Origin of the sequence: Pseudomonas sp. PB106, assembly GCF_009764645.1 — a bacterium.
Taxonomy (GTDB): Bacteria; Pseudomonadota; Gammaproteobacteria; order Pseudomonadales; family Pseudomonadaceae; genus Aquipseudomonas.
Map to the genome: position 1 here is coordinate 37,923 of NZ_RWIM01000081.1, position 16,949 is coordinate 54,871.

The 16,949-nt window shown below is 59.9% G+C and carries 13 protein-coding genes; 6 read left to right on the forward strand and 7 right to left on the reverse strand.

Annotation, left to right across the window (positions count from 1 at the left end; genetic code table 11):
• Positions 1 to 71: 71 nt before the first annotated feature.
• A complete protein-coding gene (locus EJA71_RS11090; RefSeq protein WP_158956768.1) occupies positions 72 to 3,395 on the forward strand; it encodes a calcium-binding protein in 3,324 nt (1,107 codons plus the stop codon).
• A gap of 169 nt (positions 3,396 to 3,564) precedes the next feature.
• Entirely contained in the window at positions 3,565 to 5,016 is a 1,452-nt protein-coding gene (locus tag EJA71_RS11095; protein WP_158956770.1) for a hypothetical protein, read from the forward strand.
• A gap of 24 nt (positions 5,017 to 5,040) precedes the next feature.
• Here EJA71_RS11095 and EJA71_RS11100 read toward each other — a convergent pair whose 3' ends face one another.
• From EJA71_RS11100 to EJA71_RS11110, 3 genes are read right to left on the reverse strand one after another with little or no spacing between them, the layout of a single operon-like run.
• Positions 5,041 to 5,631, reverse strand: a complete 591-nt coding sequence (locus EJA71_RS11100) for an LON peptidase substrate-binding domain-containing protein (protein ID WP_158956772.1) — start codon at positions 5,629 to 5,631, stop codon at positions 5,041 to 5,043.
• Positions 5,632 to 5,641: 10 nt separating this feature from the next.
• Complete coding sequence (locus EJA71_RS11105; protein ID WP_053124192.1) at positions 5,642 to 6,358, reverse strand: LrgB family protein; 717 nt, start codon at positions 6,356 to 6,358, stop codon at positions 5,642 to 5,644.
• Positions 6,358 to 6,723: a CidA/LrgA family protein gene (locus EJA71_RS11110; protein WP_158956774.1), complete on the reverse strand. Its 366-nt coding sequence runs from the start codon at positions 6,721 to 6,723 to the stop codon at positions 6,358 to 6,360. The genes EJA71_RS11105 and EJA71_RS11110 overlap by 1 nt, the downstream gene beginning before the upstream one ends.
• 193 nt (positions 6,724 to 6,916) lie before the next feature.
• On the opposite strand from EJA71_RS11110, the gene EJA71_RS11115 reads away from it, so the two are divergent.
• The 4 genes from EJA71_RS11115 to EJA71_RS11130 all read left to right on the forward strand — a co-directional run bounded on the left by EJA71_RS11115 (position 6,917) and on the right by EJA71_RS11130 (position 12,410).
• Positions 6,917 to 7,372: a MaoC family dehydratase gene (locus EJA71_RS11115; RefSeq protein ID WP_034153755.1), complete on the forward strand. Its 456-nt coding sequence runs from the start codon at positions 6,917 to 6,919 to the stop codon at positions 7,370 to 7,372.
• Positions 7,373 to 7,474: 102 nt separating this feature from the next.
• The gene (locus EJA71_RS11120) at positions 7,475 to 9,202 is read left to right on the forward strand and encodes a C13 family peptidase (protein WP_158956776.1); all 1,728 of its coding nucleotides are present in this window, start codon (positions 7,475 to 7,477) and stop codon (positions 9,200 to 9,202) included.
• Positions 9,203 to 9,229: 27 nt separating this feature from the next.
• Positions 9,230 to 9,871: an oxidoreductase gene (locus EJA71_RS11125; RefSeq protein WP_053124198.1), complete on the forward strand. Its 642-nt coding sequence runs from the start codon at positions 9,230 to 9,232 to the stop codon at positions 9,869 to 9,871.
• 235 nt (positions 9,872 to 10,106) lie between these two features.
• Complete coding sequence (locus EJA71_RS11130) at positions 10,107 to 12,410, forward strand: hypothetical protein (protein WP_158956778.1); 2,304 nt, start codon at positions 10,107 to 10,109, stop codon at positions 12,408 to 12,410.
• On the opposite strand, the gene EJA71_RS11135 is transcribed toward EJA71_RS11130, so the two are convergent.
• The 4 genes from EJA71_RS11135 to EJA71_RS11150 all read right to left on the reverse strand — a co-directional run bounded on the left by EJA71_RS11135 (position 12,405) and on the right by EJA71_RS11150 (position 16,772).
• Positions 12,405 to 12,689, reverse strand: coding sequence for a YceK/YidQ family lipoprotein (locus tag EJA71_RS11135; RefSeq protein WP_130211350.1), 285 nt, complete (start codon positions 12,687 to 12,689; stop codon positions 12,405 to 12,407). The two genes, EJA71_RS11130 and EJA71_RS11135, sit on opposite strands and share 6 nt — an antisense overlap.
• Positions 12,682 to 13,329 (reverse strand): flavin prenyltransferase UbiX, encoded by a 648-nt coding sequence (gene ubiX / locus EJA71_RS11140; protein ID WP_158956780.1) that lies wholly within the window; start codon positions 13,327 to 13,329, stop codon positions 12,682 to 12,684. Before ubiX ends, EJA71_RS11135 begins: the two co-directional genes overlap by 8 nt.
• Positions 13,326 to 14,675, reverse strand: a complete 1,350-nt coding sequence (gene mpl / locus EJA71_RS11145; RefSeq protein WP_158956782.1) for a UDP-N-acetylmuramate:L-alanyl-gamma-D-glutamyl-meso-diaminopimelate ligase — start codon at positions 14,673 to 14,675, stop codon at positions 13,326 to 13,328. Before mpl ends, ubiX begins: the two co-directional genes overlap by 4 nt.
• 186 nt (positions 14,676 to 14,861) lie before the next feature.
• Complete coding sequence (locus EJA71_RS11150; protein ID WP_158956784.1) at positions 14,862 to 16,772, reverse strand: sigma-54-dependent Fis family transcriptional regulator; 1,911 nt, start codon at positions 16,770 to 16,772, stop codon at positions 14,862 to 14,864.
• Positions 16,773 to 16,949 lie beyond the last annotated feature (177 nt).

Here is a 16,949-nt window from a genome sequence, read left to right on the forward strand (position 1 = left end):
TGAAAGACGTTGATAAATTTTTCGGCCCCCTGAGATTTGGCCAGGTCACCGTCAGCCGCGAAGAACTCCACTTGCTCGGTGCCAAGGTCGGCGGCAAAACGATTACAGCGGCCAACACTTACTTCAAAACCGCCGATCAAGCCTTTTACGATGCGCTGGAGCTGGATCCGTCCAAGGTCACCGCCCGCATGATTTCGGCCGCCGACGCCGATAGCCACAATGTCTCGACGTTCATGTTCGAACTCGCCACCCTGCGCTCTGAAACGGCGGGCCCGCTGATGCGCAAAATGCCCGCGGGGGATCACGCCGCGCAGATGGACAAGATCAGCAACACCCTCAACGCGGTGCAACGTCTGGACATTCACGATGCCTCCCACCTTGATCAGATGCCGGGGTGGGTCGACCGGGCCAAAAGTCGCGCGATGACCTCAATGGGCGCCGGAATGCAGGCCTTTGGACTGTATAACGCGTACAGGGGAACGCTCGAGGCTCTGAAAAATCGCGATTGGGCCGAAGCCGGACTCAATGCCGGCGGCGGTATGGCCGAGATTGCCTCTCTCGGACTGGAATATGCCCTGAGCAAAACCGGCGAAGCCATGATTCGCAATGGCGCCCTGGCCTTCGAGCAATTCGGCAAAACCACCGCCGGCCTTCGATTGATCAGAGGGGCGGGGTTGATCGCCAATGTCCTGACCCTGCCCTTTGATATCTATACCGCCGTCAAATCGTTCAGCGAAGCGGCCGTCGCCGAAGGCAAAAAAGCTCAGGATCTGTACGTCACCGGAGCCATGAGCGTGGTCAGCGCCGGCCTCTCGCTGACCCTGGGCATTGCCGCGCTGGCCGGTTTTTCCTATGCCGGCCCTGTCGGCCTTGCCGCTGCTGCCGTGATGATTATCGGCGCAAAGATCTACGCCGCCGCGCGCGTGGTCGATGACATCGACGATTACATCGAACTGACGTTCCACGAAAGCCTGCGCTCCGGCTGGTTCGCGTTTACCGGGCAGGATCTGGACCAGGACGTGATGGACCGCTACAAGCTTGAAAAAACCTATGTCGATACCTTCAAGGCCACCAAGAAGCGCAACGTCAAATGGCTCCAGAATGAGCTGAAAGATTCCATGGAGGCCATCGTCACCGGCCGAGTCAAAAGATCGCTCAAATCCGAACAAGTCGCCAGATTCTCTTGGAATCCCGCTGCAGGAGAGCTCCCTTACGTCACTGTTGACTCGCCGACGCTGGAGGACACCGACGATATCTATACTTACCGCGATGGCCTGCCGACCGACAATGATCAGATCACCTTCGGCAAGGTCGATCCGGACAAGCCTAAAGGGATCCTGTGGCAATTGGGCGGCGGCAACGACGATGTGACCGGCGTGGCCGCCAAATCCAATACATTCATGTACGGCTCGGGCAAGAAAAGGCTGACCGGCGGGAAGCTCGACGATACTTTCGCCTTTCAAAATGCTCATGAAGCCCTTGATTTCGATCATGCACCCACACCACTTGAATGGGGTCATCTGAATGGCGGCGAAGGCAAGGACCTGTTGTGGCTACAGGGCAAAGTACCGCGCAACTTCAGCTCGACAACACCGCCTTACAAAGGCTTCGTCGTTGATCTGCCAAGAGGCAGACTGAGCCTGCGCTCTTCGCAAGCACCGGAACTGGACGCACAGCACTCGAAAATCGAATCCTTTGAAAAAGTCCAGACGCTCCAAGGCGCATCCAGCTACGTTTACGGGACCGACAAGGCAGAAGAGATCGGGGTCAATGGCGACGACTACATCAAAGCTGGCGGCGGTGACGACCAGATTTCCGTCAACAGCCACAACGCCATCGTCGATGGCGAAGGTGGCAATGACAGCTACCTGATCAGTGGTGACAGTCTCGAAGTATCCCTGAGTGAGGATGGTCTGGCGCACAGCACGGTGTATCTGGGAGTTTCCCTGGAGGCCATTCAGAGCTGGATGATTCAAGACAACGCTCTGATCATCGAATCGTTGCGCGGCGATGCTCACGGTCTGCCACGCAGGGCACTGCGCATTGAAGGCGCCTACCAGACCATCAATGGCAAACGTACATTACGCAACGATAAATGGACATTCATCACCCAGGATGGCTACTACCTGCAGCCCGACCTGCCGGGTGAAACGGCCGACCTCGAAAACTTTTCCGTCAACGCCATCGTACTGAGCCCGGGCACTCCAAAGACTGCGCCGACCGTGTTGAACCATTACCAGATAGTCCCCACGGACGCCGATTCGTTCTTTTACGTCAGTGCGGATACCGCTATCGCGAGCCTCAGCGCGACACAACACGACAAAGCTCTGCTAAGCACTGTCTACATCGATTACGACAGTCAGGACATTTCCGAAGTCCGTGCGCATTACCAGGTGGAAATGGTTGCCGAGCACATCTACAAAAAACTTATCCACAAAAATATCCATTTGGTCATTCTGTTCAAGAGTGGCGCCACCGTACTGTCACTCGACAACAGCATGTTCCTGGATTTCAAGGGCGGCGCTCACGAGCCCTACCCCTCGGTCAGAGTGGGTATCTGGCAAGCAACGCACGGATTCAATCTGGTCATGCGTGACGGCGTTTCCTATCGAGTCGCCTATCCCCACCTGCCGTACCTGGACGACACGAAAACCCAGGGTCACAAAGTCGTCGAGAGCCGTTTCGCCCTGCACGAACGTGCCGGCACCTATCTTTTCGTCAAACCCGGCCTCAAAAAACTGACCCTGAAAAACTCTGCCCAGCGCATCGACTTCAAAAACATGCGGCACGCCAGCGACTATTACCTGGAAGGTCGCTCTGCGTATTACGAGATTTACCCGAGCAGCAATATTTCCATTCATTTGTCGACGGCTGAAAAAGACGCCCGCACCTTCGGCTCTTCCAACTGGGTCATTTACACCGCGCACCTCGAAAAGCCGGTGCTGCGCAGTCAACTGAGCATCAGCGGCAGTTTGCTGAAGATCAACAGCATTCATGTTTACCTGCCGGACAGTGACGATCCTGAGTTGCCGATCGAAACCGTGGATGTCTGCCTCGCTTCTGGAAATCGCTACAGGGTCAACAATCTGTTCGAGACGATCAGTCTGGTTTCCATTGATGCTGCAGGCTATGAGTCAATTGACGCAATCGCCGAGGAAATCAACCGTCATTACTTGGCACAAGAGCTGGAAAATGAAGAGACCCCGGTGGACAACCTGTATCTGAAGGCCACTCCTTTGGAAAAAATCCACTACAACGCAAGCTCCAAAACCTGGCATGTCACCCATAGCCCGACGCGCGCTGTGCAGCTCCGGGACTTGGGCATCGGCAAGCCCCCAGCGCCGCAAAAAACCGCTGACGCAGCGTCGATAAACATCACGCCAGTCAAGGATTGACGCCATGCGACCCAAATCACCTGCCCCGAAACGCCCCAGGCTTGACGTACCCGATACCCTTCCCCATCGAGACTCTGCTGTAGATCTGCCGTTGTTGCGCCCGCCGCTTACGGATGCAACGGTTCTAACCGGTGAAGGCCTGACTCATCTGGACGCAACCGGATCGGTCATGGATGCGAATGCCCACGTCGGCGCATCGACAATGGACGTCGTCGATCTGCCAACGGTGTACGCGACTCAGCCAAGCAGTAGCGCGATCGCCAGTTACCACTTGAAACCAGCGATGCTGCGCGGTATGCAACCCGCCAATCACGACGGCTTTCGCTACATCGTGTCGCGCAAGTTCGTCGATCTGGAACAGGGTGGCACCGTGCACGTCGAGTTTGACAGCAACCTAGGTGCGTACCGCGCGACAGACTTCCTGAAAAAGTTACCGTCTGGCCCCACCCTGTATAAAAACTACGGTGCTACCACCTGGACCACCACCCGACCGCACGCTATCCGCGCGAGAACTGCGCTGCTCGCAGGCGCTTTCAAACAACTGCATCCGCGAGCAACGCCCGAAGAAAACATTCAACGCTTGCGTGCTTACAACTTGTCTGCTCAGGAGCACGTGCGCTTGCTCGACGACTTGAGCACGAATCTGCAACTGCCGAATTGGCTGCAACAACATCAACGGCAATCCGAAGATCCGGCCGACCCGCAGCGCTTCGCGCAACTGCATCGGGAAATCGCACCGCTGACTCGCTCGATTCGCTACGAAACCTACGACTGGAAAAGCCTCGATGGCTTTGAGGAAAGTGTCAGTCCAGACTTTCTTCACGGCTTTCTGGATTCACTGGGCTACCGTCGCAACGTCAACGGTTTGCTGTATCGCGACGATATCCCGGCGCTGTTCAGGGTCGATGACCGTACATTGTTCGAACTGGCCAAGGACGGCGAAATGCTGCCGCGAATGAAACATGATGCTGGCTCGACGACGGGCACACCGATGAGCGCGACATTGAGCGGGACGCACAGTCATCTCTCGAACTACGGATACAACGGCTCCCCGCCTCATGAATACCTGAAGTACAACTACCAGACCGACTCGAGACCACCGCGAAACCCGAACAAAACCTACGAGGAATCCGCTTCATCAGATGACGACAGTTCGGTGTCCTCGCCAACCTCCGGTTCGGATGACAACAGCGACATGATCCGCCGCAAACAAAGGGTCAATTTCGTTTACGTCATCGATAGCCGTGGCATGGAGGTGGTATTGCGCGAGGAAAACCGGGTTTTCAATGCCAAGGGTGGCAGCAAGGATTCCTGGCTGCCGGATGACGATCTGGAAGTGCATCTGTCGGTGCCAAAAGACCACGGGATCCCCGCCAACCGCCTCTGGCTGCTGAACTCCAGCCGGACCAAAGCGGCGAACATCAAGGACATTGCCGCTCACGCTGGCGCCACAGGCAGCGACATCGAGACGCGCACCCACGACGGTTACCACAACAAATTTGAATATGACTACCTGATCGAGTCGCTGGACATCGCCGGCAAGCCGATTCTCAGGCTGAGCCCGGAGGCGGTTGCCGACGATATCGTCTTCCCCGACCGTACCGACTCAGGCACTGATTAACGGCTCATCATCTTTCAGACGCTGTCAGGCAAACAGCTCACCCTGCAACTCGTCGAGCAGCGCCTGGATCGCATCCAGTCGCTGTTGCGGATCATCGAGTTGCAGCAGGTCGATCTTGTCTTCCTCGGCGAACGGCAACAGATACGCCAACTGATTGGCCAGCGACTGCTGGCCAATCGCATCGGTGCCCATGTTCAACGCTTCGACCATCGGGTGCTCGGCCAGCGCCTTGAGCAGCGCGACCAGATCGGCGTCTTCGTCCTGCAGCGGCTGCTCGGGCTCATCGTCGAGCCACTCGACGTCGGCGAGGATCAACTGATCGCGTTGCACTTCGGTGCGCAATACATTGAAACGGCGTCCGCCCTGCACGCGAATCCCCAGCAAGCCGTTGTCCTGCTGCTGGAAATCGGTGATTCGTGCCTCGCAGCCGACCAGCGCAAAGCCCTCCGGCGCGAGACCGACTTCGCTGCCGTCAAGAATGCACACCACGCCAAAACCACCGCCCTGTTTCATGCAGCGGCCGATCATGTCCAGGTAGCGCGCTTCGAAGATCTGCAAGTCGAGGTTGCAGCCGGGAAACAGCACTGTGTTCAGCGGGAAAAGCGGCAAGCTCATAGACATTTCCTTACACCACCATCGACACCGCCAACGGCAGGAACACCGCCGTGGCCACGCCCATCAGACTCATCGCCAGCGCCGCGAAGGCGCCGCATTCATCACTTTCCTGCAACGCCACCGAAGTGCCGACCGCGTGTGCGGTCATGCCCAGCGCCATGCCCCGTGCCTCGGGGCTGTGCACACCGAGGCGGGTCAACAGAGCCGGGCCGAAGATCGCCCCGATCACGCCGGTGATCAGCACGAACACTGCCGCCAGCGCCGCGACGCCACCGATCTGCTCGGCCACCAGCATGGCAATCGGCGAGGTCACCGACTTTGGCGCCATGGTCATCAGGATCATGTGCTCGGCGCCGAACCACCAGCCCAGCAACACGCCCATCCCCGTGGCGACTACCCCGCCTATCACCAGCGTAGTAAAAATCGGCCAGAACAATTGGCGAATGCGCCGCAGGTTCAAATACAGCGGCACCGCCAGTGCGACGGTTGCCGGGCCGAGCAGAATACTGAGGATCTCGGTGCTCTTGCGGTACTCGGCGTAAGTCAGGCCGCAGCCGACCAGCACGCCGATCACCAACAGCATGGAGACCAGCACCGGTTGCAGAAAGATCCAGCGGGTTTTCTCGAATGCGGCCAGCACCAGTTGATAGGCGCCGAGGGTGATGCCGATGCCGAACAATGGATGGTGGATTACCGAGGCCCAGGCGCCTTGCCAATCAAACAGCATCAGGACTCCTCCGATGACGACGGCGCGTGGCGCTTGACCATGCGCTGCATCAGCACGCCGGCGAAGGCCATCGACAGGATCAGCGACAGCACCAGCGCACCAACAATCGCCCAGAAATCGGCGGCAATGTCGCTCGCGTACACCATCACGCCCACCGCCGGCGGCACCAGCAGCAACGGCAGATAGCGCAGCAGACTGCCTGCCGCAAGATTCAGCGGCTCGCCGACTTCACCGCGAATGATCAGGAAAATCAGCAACAGCAGCAGGCCGATGATCGGTCCCGGCAGCACCGGCAACAGCAAGTGATTGAGCGCGGTGCCGAGCAATTGAAACAGCACCAGCAGGGTCAGGCCACGTAGCAACATCCGACATCTCCGTCTTACATTCCACCCAGCAGGGGCCCGGCATTATAAGCACGCCTGCGCTATGGATCGGCATTCGCCAAAAGCATGGTCGGTTGACCTGAGCAAATCGCCATGATGATCTACAGTGGTTCGCAGGGCGGTCAAATCCCCCACCTGAAAAACTATAAAACCGATGAACCCAAGGAGAGTCTCAATGCCCTATGTTCCCGTTGCAGAGCTCAAAGATTATGTCGGCAAGGAACTCGGACGTTCCGAATGGCTCACCATTGATCAGGAGCGCATCAACCTGTTCGCTGAAGCCACCGGTGATTATCAGTTCATTCACGTCGATCCGGTCAAAGCCGCGCAAACGCCATTTGGCAGCACCATTGCCCACGGTTTCCTGTCGTTGTCGCTGATTCCGAAATTGATGGAAGACATCCTCGTCCTGCCGCAAGGCGTGAAGATGGTCGTCAACTATGGTCTGGACAGCGTGCGTTTCATCCAGCCAGTGAAGGTCAACTCGAAAGTTCGACTGAAGGTCGATCTGGGTGAAGTGACCGAGAAAAAGCCTGGCCAATGGCTGCTCAAAGCCACCGCAACGCTGGAGATAGAAGGCTCGGACAAGCCGGCCTATATCGCCGAGCCACTGTCGCTCTGCTTCGTCTGATCGTTCTGGATGCGAAGCAGCGCACGCTGTTTCGCGTCACGTCTCTATTTATGCGACGCATAGCTGCGGCATACTCGGTCGCCTAATTGCCCGGATCCCGCTATGCGCTCACTCGCTTCTCTTGCACCCATTGCCCTGACCCTGATGCTCACCGCGTGCGGCGACGGCGAATCGCTGTTGCCGCCGGATGCGCGCCTGCCGGACGGCGGGCGCTATCGCGGGGAACTGGTCGATGGCTTGCTGCAAGGTCAGGGGCGCGTCGATTATCCCAACGGCAGTTGGTACGCCGGGCAGTTCGACAAGGGCCAGTGGCATGGCCAGGGCGAGTGGCACGGCAGCAATGGCGAGGTCTATCGCGGCCAGTTTCAGCAAGGACTGTTCGACGGCCAAGGCAGCCTGACCACCAATGCCAGCAGTTACACCGGCGGCTTCAAACAGGGCCGGCGCGAAGGCGAAGGCACCCTGAAAGAAAATGCGATGACCTATCGCGGCGAATTCAAGTCTGACCAGTACTCCGGGCTCGGTCGTCTGGAGATGGACGACGGCAGTTCCTATCAAGGCCAGTTCGCCCACGGCAAACCCAACGGCGAAGGTCAGCGCGGCGACTCCAGCGGCAACTCGTTCACCGGGCACTTCGTTAACGGACAACTGGAAGGCAACGGCACCTTCAACAGCGCCGACGGCGACATCTATGTCGGCGGTTTCAAGAACAACCAGTTGCACGGCAAGGGCCGCTACGAAAACGCTGACGGCGATGTCTGGCTCGGCCAGTTCAAGGAAGGCGCGCTGACCGGCAAGGGCGAACTGATCGGCGCCGACGGCAGCCATTACATCGGCTCGTTCAGCGACTGGCGCTTCAGTGGTCAGGGCCGACTGAATCTGTCGGATGGCAGCTTCTACATCGGCGGCTTCGACAACGACAGTTATTCCGGGCGCGGCACCTTGGTGCTCACCGATGGCAGCGTCATGAGCGGCAGCTGGATCAATGGTCAGCGCGTGCGTGACGCCGATGGCAAATTGCTGCCCGACACCCTCGAACTCGGCCTGCTCGCTCAGGGCCGCTTGCTCGACGATGCACTCGCGGCGATCCCGGCTTCGACCCCGGCGGTCGAGTTGTACACCCTGACCCTCGGCGGTGACGGCAAGCAAAGCGTGTTCCTGCGTGAATCCGATTACGTCGCCAACATGCTCAACACGCGCTTCGGCGCCTATGGCCAGATTCGTCTGGTCAACCACCGCGACCACCTCGGTGATCGGCCGATGGCCACTCGCGAGAATCTGCGCCGCGCCGCGCAGACCCTCGCCGAACGCAGCGGCCCGGAAGACTTGCTGTTCATCTACCTGACCAGCCACGGCACCGCCGAACATGAATTGGTTCTCGACCAGCCGCGCATGGAACTGGCCGACCTGCCCGCCGACGAACTCGCCGCCGTTCTGGCGCCGCTGAAAAACCGCGACAAGATCATCGTCATTTCATCGTGCTACTCCGGCGGTTTCATCCCGGCGCTGAAAGACGAACGCACACTGATCATGACCGCCTCACGCGCCGATCGGGTGTCCTTCGGTTGCTCGGAAGAAGCCAACTTCACCTACTTCGGCGACGCGCTGTTCGCCCAGGCACTGAACCAGACCGATGATCTGGAGCAAGCCTTCAAACTGGCCAAGGCTACCGTCGCCGAGCGCGAGCTGGCGGACAATTTCGAAGCCTCGGAGCCGCAGATCTGGGCGCCGAAAACCGTGCTCTCGCACTGGCAACTGCTGCGTAAACAGCAAGCAAGAAAAGCTTTGCAAAGTGCTGCGTTGAACGACGGAGCGGTAAAGAGCAACTAAGCTGAACAGTATCAAGGGAGAGACACTATGTACTTGACGCCTCAGCACGTATTGCTTGCCGGAGCCACCGGTTTGACCGGTGAACATCTACTCGACCGTTTGCTCAACGAGCCAACGATTTCTCGCGTGCTTGCCCCCTCGCGTCGGCCACTGGCGGAACATCCGCACCTGGAAAACCCGGTCGGCGATCCGCAGGCGTTTCTGCCGCAACTCAGTGGCCGTGTCGATATCGCCTACTGCTGCCTCGGCACCACCATCAAGCAGGCGGGCTCGGAAGCGGCCTTCCGTGCCGTGGATCTGGACATGGTCGTGGCCTTCGCCAAACGTGCGCGGGAAATGGGCGCGCGGCATCTGATTGTCATCAGTGCGATTGGCGCCGATCCAAAGTCATCGGTTTTCTACAACCGCGTCAAAGGCGAAATGGAGCAGGCCTTGCGCGCGCAAGACTGGCCGCAACTGACCATTTGCCGACCTTCGCTGCTGCTGGGCGAACGGACCGAACCGCGTTTGGCCGAGCAATTGGCCGGGCCACTGTCGAAGCTGATCCCCGGTAAATACCGTGGCATCGAAGCCTGCCAACTGGCCCGGGCAATGTGGCGTCTGGCGCTGGAAGAACAGGACGGTGTCCGAGTCATCGAGTCGGACGATTTACGCAAACTCGGCAAGTGATCCTGGCGCACGCCCTCCAGCGTCGACTTGGCTCAGCCCCTGAGCTGTCTGCGCTGGATGGCTTGTCAGGCGTAACAAACTGAAGCGCCTGCACTTGCACGCAATACCCCAATACCACACGCCCCCTCCTCTCGATTGTTAGCGTGTCCTGCACGAGGCGCGTGCGCCGTGCTGTCCATTGGGTCAGTGCCGCATTCGCCGTAACCGTTCACGCGATCAAAGAAAGGATTTCTTGATGGGTCCGAAAAAAACCCCGACGGCGCCACCGCGCCAGCCTGATACCCACTCCGACCTTCCGGCCATCGACACACCGTGGGTGACTCGTCAGGACAGCGCCGCGTTAATCCCCGCGATAGAACCCACCCCGACGTTAATCCCCGAGCCAGCCGTTCCTGTGCCGAGGGTGCAAGAAGAAGAGGTTGAGTCGGGCATTCGCGTCGAAGACATACCCATTTCGCCAGCCGACAGCGACGAAGGCGCTTCCGCCGCCAAAGAACCTCGCGTCGAATCGAGCCATGCGTTGCAGACGCTCCCCGCCGCCGAACACATCGACATCAGCGATTATCTCTGGAATGAAGCCGCCGCCAATCACCACGGCTATCTGCTCATGCATCGCAAACAGGACAGTAACGACGCCAGCGACCTCACGCCGATTCATGCGTTTCGCGACGATAACGGCCTGCTGATTCGTGTTGAGCCCTCCGCCACCCGCCTTGATGAACCTGCCGAACTGTTGCCAGCCTGGACCGATCGCGATCTGTGGAACCTGTATGGCATTCAGGGCGCCGACATCACGCGGTTTCGCACGGAAGCGCACGCCACCGGCAAAAAACCGCAATGGGCCAACATCCGCGCCGACCGCATGGAGACCGTCTACCTGCTCGACGAACTGCGGCGCTGGACATCCCCGGACATGGATCGCGATTTATTCCTCAGCACCTTGCAGGCCTTTAACTTCACCCCCGCACAACTGGCGAAGAAACTCGGCAACGTCAATCTGCGCTGGAAAACCGTCGATACACCGACAGCATCCGCGACGGCGCAAGCGCCAGGGATCAGAACTGACGCTCCGGGGTTCGCGCACCCTTCGCACTATCATTGGGACAGCGCCCACCCGAGCCATCAGGGCTACATCGAGCTGCACCGCAAGCCCGAATTGAACGACAGCTTCGGCCCGCCCCTGCAACTGGCCTTTCGCAGCGCCTCGCACCTGTTCATCGTCAAGCCGACCGACTACTGGAACAAAAGCCTGGCGCCGCTGTGCCGCTACTGGCGTGACGTCGATATCTGGAACCTGTACCGAATTCAGGGCGAGGACATCGTGCGTTTTCGCCAGGAAGTGGCACAAACCGGCAAAGCGCCAGCGTGGGTGACGCTCCGGGAATATTATTCGCGCCGGGCACAGCTGATCGATCACTTGCGGCTCTGGACCAGCCCGCACGCTGTTCTCAATTCACTTGCGGTGTTCATTGCCAAATTGCGCCCGTACAACCTGAGCACCGAACAACTCTCGCAGCTGTGTGATGAACTGGGGGGCAGCGGACAATTTCCCCACCGCATCAACGACGAGTTGCCGCGCTGGGTCGAGGCACATCGCGAGAGCGTGCTCGATGAAGCCAACTCGCGTCGCTTTGATCCGTTCGTATCGGAACTGCGCGCGGAGATGCTTACGCTGCGCTATCAGGAAAAAGGTCAAAGCTTCTTGCAGTCCAGTCTGACGCCAACCTTTTTCCAGGGCCTGCTGTTGCACTGCGGCTTTCAGCGCAACGTGCACAACTGCCTGTTTCGCACCGACATTCCGGCGATGTTCAGAGGTGATGATCGGAGCCCGTTCGAGTTTGCCCGGGACGGCAGTCTGCTGCCGCGCACAACGCTGGCCGAAGGCACCACCAGCCAGAGCGCCGTCAGCGCGACGCTCAGTCTGCGGGTCGCGATGAAGTTCGCTCAACAGGCCAATGCTCAAGCGCTGGCCTACGACTCGCAATTGCACCGCTTCCCGGGCAAAACGGACAATCCCGGCCAATCGTCGCGGACCGACAGCGAGCTGCACCTGACCCACGATTACACGCCGAAACGCGAGGCGCAGCAGTTCGGCTTTTGCTACCTGCTGGATACCCGCGATGTCGAGGTGGTGCCGGGACGGGACAATCAGGTGTACAACGCACACGCCAACAATCCTCGACCGCAGGCCAGTAAAACCTGGTTTCCGGACGGCGAGCTGGAGGGGCACATCTCGATGTCCGCGCGTGGGTTGAGTGTGGCGCGAGTCTGGTTGGTCAACTCACAGATGAACCGAGCAGCACTGGTCGAGGACGTGTATATCCAGGCGCTGCAACGCGCCGGGTCGTCGGGACAGAATCACGCCGACGCCATCGAAGCGCGCACCTGGAGCGGCGCCTCCAACCGGCATGAGTACGATACCTTGATCGACGAAGTGGCGGCCGCCGGCAAACGCATCATGGTGTTGGCCAAGGGTGCAGAGACGGTCGCCGACGACATCCATTTTCCACCGCCGCTGATCACGCTCGACGGTTTATAAACCGCCGGTGGCCTGAAAGCTCACGCCGATCACTGTGAGCAATGACAACGGCAGCAACAACGTGTCGAGCAAGGCGCTGGCCGGCAGGTCCACGCCGGGGTAACTCGGGGCCTCGGCGCCGAAGCGATCCATCGCGCAGCACCCGCCATTCATGGCATACAAATCCAGGCGCGTGCCGGAATACACCACCGGCGCGCCGGGTTTGGCTGCATCGAGGGTGCGCGCGGTGGCGCACCCGGCCAGTTGCAGCGCCAGCACGATTGCCAGCAGTTTATTCATCGCTGCTCAGGTGATGCTCGCCCCAGCGTGGCAGCATGTCTTGCGGAATACCCAGCAGATTGAGAATCCGCGCCACGACGAAATCGATCAGGTCATCGATGGTCTGCGGCTGGTGATAGAAGCCTGGCGATGCCGGCAGAATGGTCACGCCCATGTTCGACAGCTTGAGCATGTGCTCCAGATGAATGCTCGAATACGGCGCCTCGCGCGGCACCAGAATCAGCTGGCGGCGCTCTTTCAATGTCACATCAGCGGCGCGTTCGATCAGGTTGTTGCAGGCGCCCGTGGCGATCGCCGACAACGTGCCCGTCGAACACGGCACCACCACCATCGCTGCCGGCGCGCCGGAGCCCGAGGCCACCGGTGACATCCAGTCTTCCTTGCCATACACGCGAATCTGCCCGGCGGCAGCCCCGGTGTATTCGGTGAGGAAGGCCTGCATGGTCTGCGGTTTGGGCGGCAGCGTCACATCGGTCTCGGTGGCCATCACCAATTGCGCAGCCTTGGAAATCAGGAAGTGCACTTCGCGATCTTCACGCACCAGACAATCGAGCAGGCGCAGGCCGTATTGCGCGCCGGACGCACCGGTCATCGCCAGGGTGATGCGTTCCGGGCCATTGCTCTCAAAACGAGTGTTCATTGCAGCGCCTCAGCGAGTTTTCCGTGCAGGCCGCCAAAGCCGCCGTTGCTCATGATCACTACGTGGGTGCCGGGCTGGGCCTGGCTCTTCACGCGTTCGATGATGCCTTCCAGCGAATCGCTGACAATCGATGGCACGGTGCACTGCGCAGCGGTGCCAGCCAGATCCCAGCCGAGGTTGGCCGGGGCGTACCAGATCACTTGGTCGGCATCGACCACGCTGTCCGGCAAGCCGTCACGGTGCGCGCCGAGCTTCATCGAGTTGGAGCGCGGCTCGATGATCGCGATCAGCGGTGCATCGCCAATGCGTTTGCGCAGGCCATCGAGGGTGGTGGCAATCGCCGTCGGGTGGTGGGCGAAGTCGTCGTAGATGGTGATGCCGCGTACTTCAGCGACCTTCTCCATGCGCCGTTTGACGTTCTTGAATGCGCTCAGGCCGGCGATGCCCATCGATGGCACCACGCCAACATGTCGCGCAGCGGCGAGAGCCGCCAAGGCGTTGGCAACGTTGTGTTGTCCGGTCAATTCCCATTCGACGGTGCCTTGCGACACGCCTTCGAACATCACTTCGAATGCCGAGCCGTCTTCGCTCAGCAGTTTGACCTGCCACTGACCGCCGGCACCGGTGGTTTGCACCGGGGTCCAGCAGCCCATTTCGATAACCCGCTGCAGGGCCGGCTCGGTGGTCGGGTGAATGACCAGGCCTTCACTCGGGATGGTGCGCACCAAGTGATGGAATTGCCGCTCGATCGCCGGCAGATCCGGGAAGATGTCGGCGTGATCGAACTCAAGATTGTTGAGGATCGCGGTGCGCGGACGGTAGTGTACGAATTTCGAGCGCTTGTCGAAGAACGCGCTGTCGTATTCGTCGGCTTCGATCACGAAGAATGGCGTGCCGCCCAAGCGCGCAGACACCGAGAAGTTCTGTGGCACGCCGCCAATCAGGAAGCCAGGGCTCATGCCGGCGTGTTCCAGTACCCAGGCAAGCATGCTGCTGGTGGTGGTTTTCCCATGAGTACCGGCAACCGCCAGCACCCAGCGACCTTGCAGCACATGGTCAGCCAGCCACTGCGGACCGGAAACGTACGGCAGGCCTTTGTTCAGCACATATTCCACCGCCGGGTTGCCGCGAGACATGGCGTTGCCGATCACCACCAGATCCGGTGCCGGATCGAGCTGCGCCGGGTCATATCCCTGCGTCAGCTGAATGCCTTGAGCTTCAAGCTGCGTGCTCATTGGCGGATAGACGTTGGCGTCGGAGCCGGTCACGTGATGGCCCAGCTCTTTGGCCAACACCGCCATCGAGCCCATGAAAGTCCCGCAGATACCCAGAATATGAATGTGCATAGTCGACCTCGTAAAACATGGCCGCAGGTTAGCGTAGGGAGGGGGAAATCGCACTCTTTAGCTGATTGAGCGGGGATGATCGTCCCCACGCTCCGCGTGGGAATGCAGCCCGGGACGCTCTGCGTCCCAGAACGAACGCAGAGCGTTCGGGCAGGCGTTACCACGCAGAGCGTGGGAACGATCGGATTACGCAGATCGAGCGATTCCGTGTTTGCGCAGCTTTCGATAAAGCGTATTGCGGCTGACGCCCAGTTGTTGCGCCGTGTGCGTCATGTGCCAGCGGGTCTGCTCCAGCGCATTGAGCAATGCGAGACGTTCAGCATCTTCCAGTGGATGCTCGGAAGACTCGACTGGCGAAACCGCTGGCCGTCCCTGCCGAATCATCACCGGCAAATCCTCCAGACCTATCCGCCCCTCATCACACAGCGCCGCCAATGTGCGCAGGACATTGCGCAACTGCCGCACATTGCCCGGCCAGTTGAACGCCAGCAATGCCTGACGTGCCGGCTCGTCGATCACTACCGTTTCACTGCCCGCTTCTTCGGCCAAAAGAAAATTCAGCAGCTGCGATTTATCACTGCGCGCGCGCAGTGCAGGCAGTGCCACTTCCAGACCGTTGAGCCGGTAATACAAATCCTCGCGGAAACTGCCATCGGCAACCCGCTCCAGCAGATTGCGGTGGGTAGCGCTGATGATCCGCACGTTGACCGACTCCGGCTCACCGCCGATCGGCACCACTTGCCGATCCTCAAGCACCCGCAGCAACCGTGTCTGCAAGGCCAGCGGCATGTCGCCGATTTCATCGAGGAACAACGTACCGCCGTCGGCCTGCTGCAACTTGCCGCGCATGCCGTCCTTGCGTGCGCCGGTAAAGCTGCCGCCGCGATAGCCGAACAACTCGCTTTCGATCAGGCTTTCAGGAATGGCCGCGCAGTTGAGGGCAACGAAGGCTTTGCTCGAGCGCTGGCTGGCGTGATGCACGGCCTTGGCGAAAGCCTCTTTGCCGGAACCGGTTTCGCCGTTGATCAGCAGCGGCACATCGCGCTCGAACACGCGCAAGGCTTTGCGGAAATCTGCCTGCAACGCCTCGTCACCCAGGCAAATGCCCGACAGGCGCGGTGCCTCGGCCACGACGGGCACTGGCATCACCGGCGCCGGTTTACGCGACTCACCACGCAATACCGCGAAAAGGTGCCGGCCATCGCGGGTGCGCAGCGGCCAACTGGCGCTGGCATTGGCACTGGCGCGACCGAGCAGCTCATCCAGCGAACAATCGAAGAACGCTTCAACCGGTTTACCGAGCAATCCTCCGCGAATATGTCCGAGCAGGTTCAACGCGCTCTGGTTGACCGCACTGATCCGCCCTTCCCCGTCGAACGCTAGCAGCCCTTCGCTGAACAGCCCGACCGATTCGGCCTGAAGGTGAAAACGCAGCAACCATTGATTATCGAAACAGCGCAGGAAATAGCAGCTCTCGATCATCTTCGCCGACAGATTGACCAGCGCCATGGTGTGAAACTGGCTCTGCCGCGAGACGTCATGGCGCGCCGACGACACGTCGAGGACGGCCAGCAGTTCTCCGTGCGGGTCGAACACCGGGCTCGCCGAGCAGGTCAGGCCAGTATGGCGACCGCGAAAGTGTTCATCCTGATGGATGGTCAACGCCTGACGCTCGACCAGACAGGTGCCGATGCCGTTGGTGCCTTCGCAGGCCTCGCTCCAGTCGGCACCGAGCCAGAGGCCGGCGCGTTCGAAAATCTTGCGTTCAGCGGGTGCGGTGACGCAGTTGAGGATCACCCCGCGCGCATCCGTCAGCAGCACCGCGTGGCCGGCGCCGGAAAGCTGTTGGTGCAGACTGCTCATTTCATTGCCGGCGATTTGCAGAACCTGTTGCAGACGCTCGCGGCTTTCCAGCACGCGCCCGTGTTCGAGCACGGTCGGTGCCATGGTCAGCGCCGGGTCGAGGTGATAGTCCTCAAGGCAACGCAGCCACGAACGGGCAATCGACGGATCGGCACCGGGCCCGTGCAGGTGCGGTTTGCCCTGGGTAACGGTGAGAACCTGTTGGGCATGGCGACTCAAATGGTTGTCGTGCATTTCTTATTGTTCTCCCCGAAAGGTCGACGCAAACCCTGTAGGAGCTGCCGCAGGCTGCGATCTTTTGATCTTGATCTGCAAAAAAGCAAAATCAAAAGATCGCAGCCTGCGGCAGCTCCTACAGGGTTTCTGTTGGCTGAGGATCCTCCACGCTGGCCGCCATTGCAATGCTGGCAA

What these genes read in the sequence shown, in the direction of transcription:
- EJA71_RS11100 (WP_158956772.1), bottom strand. Translation starts at nt 5,631, where the DNA reads ATGAGCTTGCCGCTTTTCCCGCTGAACACAGTGCTGTTTCCCGGCTGC.
- EJA71_RS11105 (WP_053124192.1), bottom strand. Translation starts at nt 6,358, where the DNA reads ATGCTGTTTGATTGGCAAGGCGCCTGGGCCTCGGTAATCCACCATCCA.
- mpl (WP_158956782.1), bottom strand. Translation starts at nt 14,675, where the DNA reads ATGCACATTCATATTCTGGGTATCTGCGGGACTTTCATGGGCTCGATG.
- ubiX (WP_158956780.1), bottom strand. Translation starts at nt 13,329, where the DNA reads ATGAACACTCGTTTTGAGAGCAATGGCCCGGAACGCATCACCCTGGCG.
- EJA71_RS11135 (WP_130211350.1), bottom strand. Translation starts at nt 12,689, where the DNA reads ATGAATAAACTGCTGGCAATCGTGCTGGCGCTGCAACTGGCCGGGTGC.
- EJA71_RS11125 (WP_053124198.1), top strand. Translation starts at nt 9,230, where the DNA reads ATGTACTTGACGCCTCAGCACGTATTGCTTGCCGGAGCCACCGGTTTG.
- EJA71_RS11120 (WP_158956776.1), top strand. Translation starts at nt 7,475, where the DNA reads ATGCGCTCACTCGCTTCTCTTGCACCCATTGCCCTGACCCTGATGCTC.
- EJA71_RS11095 (WP_158956770.1), top strand. Translation starts at nt 3,565, where the DNA reads ATGGATGCGAATGCCCACGTCGGCGCATCGACAATGGACGTCGTCGAT.
- EJA71_RS11110 (WP_158956774.1), bottom strand. Translation starts at nt 6,723, where the DNA reads ATGTTGCTACGTGGCCTGACCCTGCTGGTGCTGTTTCAATTGCTCGGC.
- EJA71_RS11130 (WP_158956778.1), top strand. Translation starts at nt 10,107, where the DNA reads ATGGGTCCGAAAAAAACCCCGACGGCGCCACCGCGCCAGCCTGATACC.
- EJA71_RS11115 (WP_034153755.1), top strand. Translation starts at nt 6,917, where the DNA reads ATGCCCTATGTTCCCGTTGCAGAGCTCAAAGATTATGTCGGCAAGGAA.
- EJA71_RS11150 (WP_158956784.1), bottom strand. Translation starts at nt 16,772, where the DNA reads ATGCACGACAACCATTTGAGTCGCCATGCCCAACAGGTTCTCACCGTT.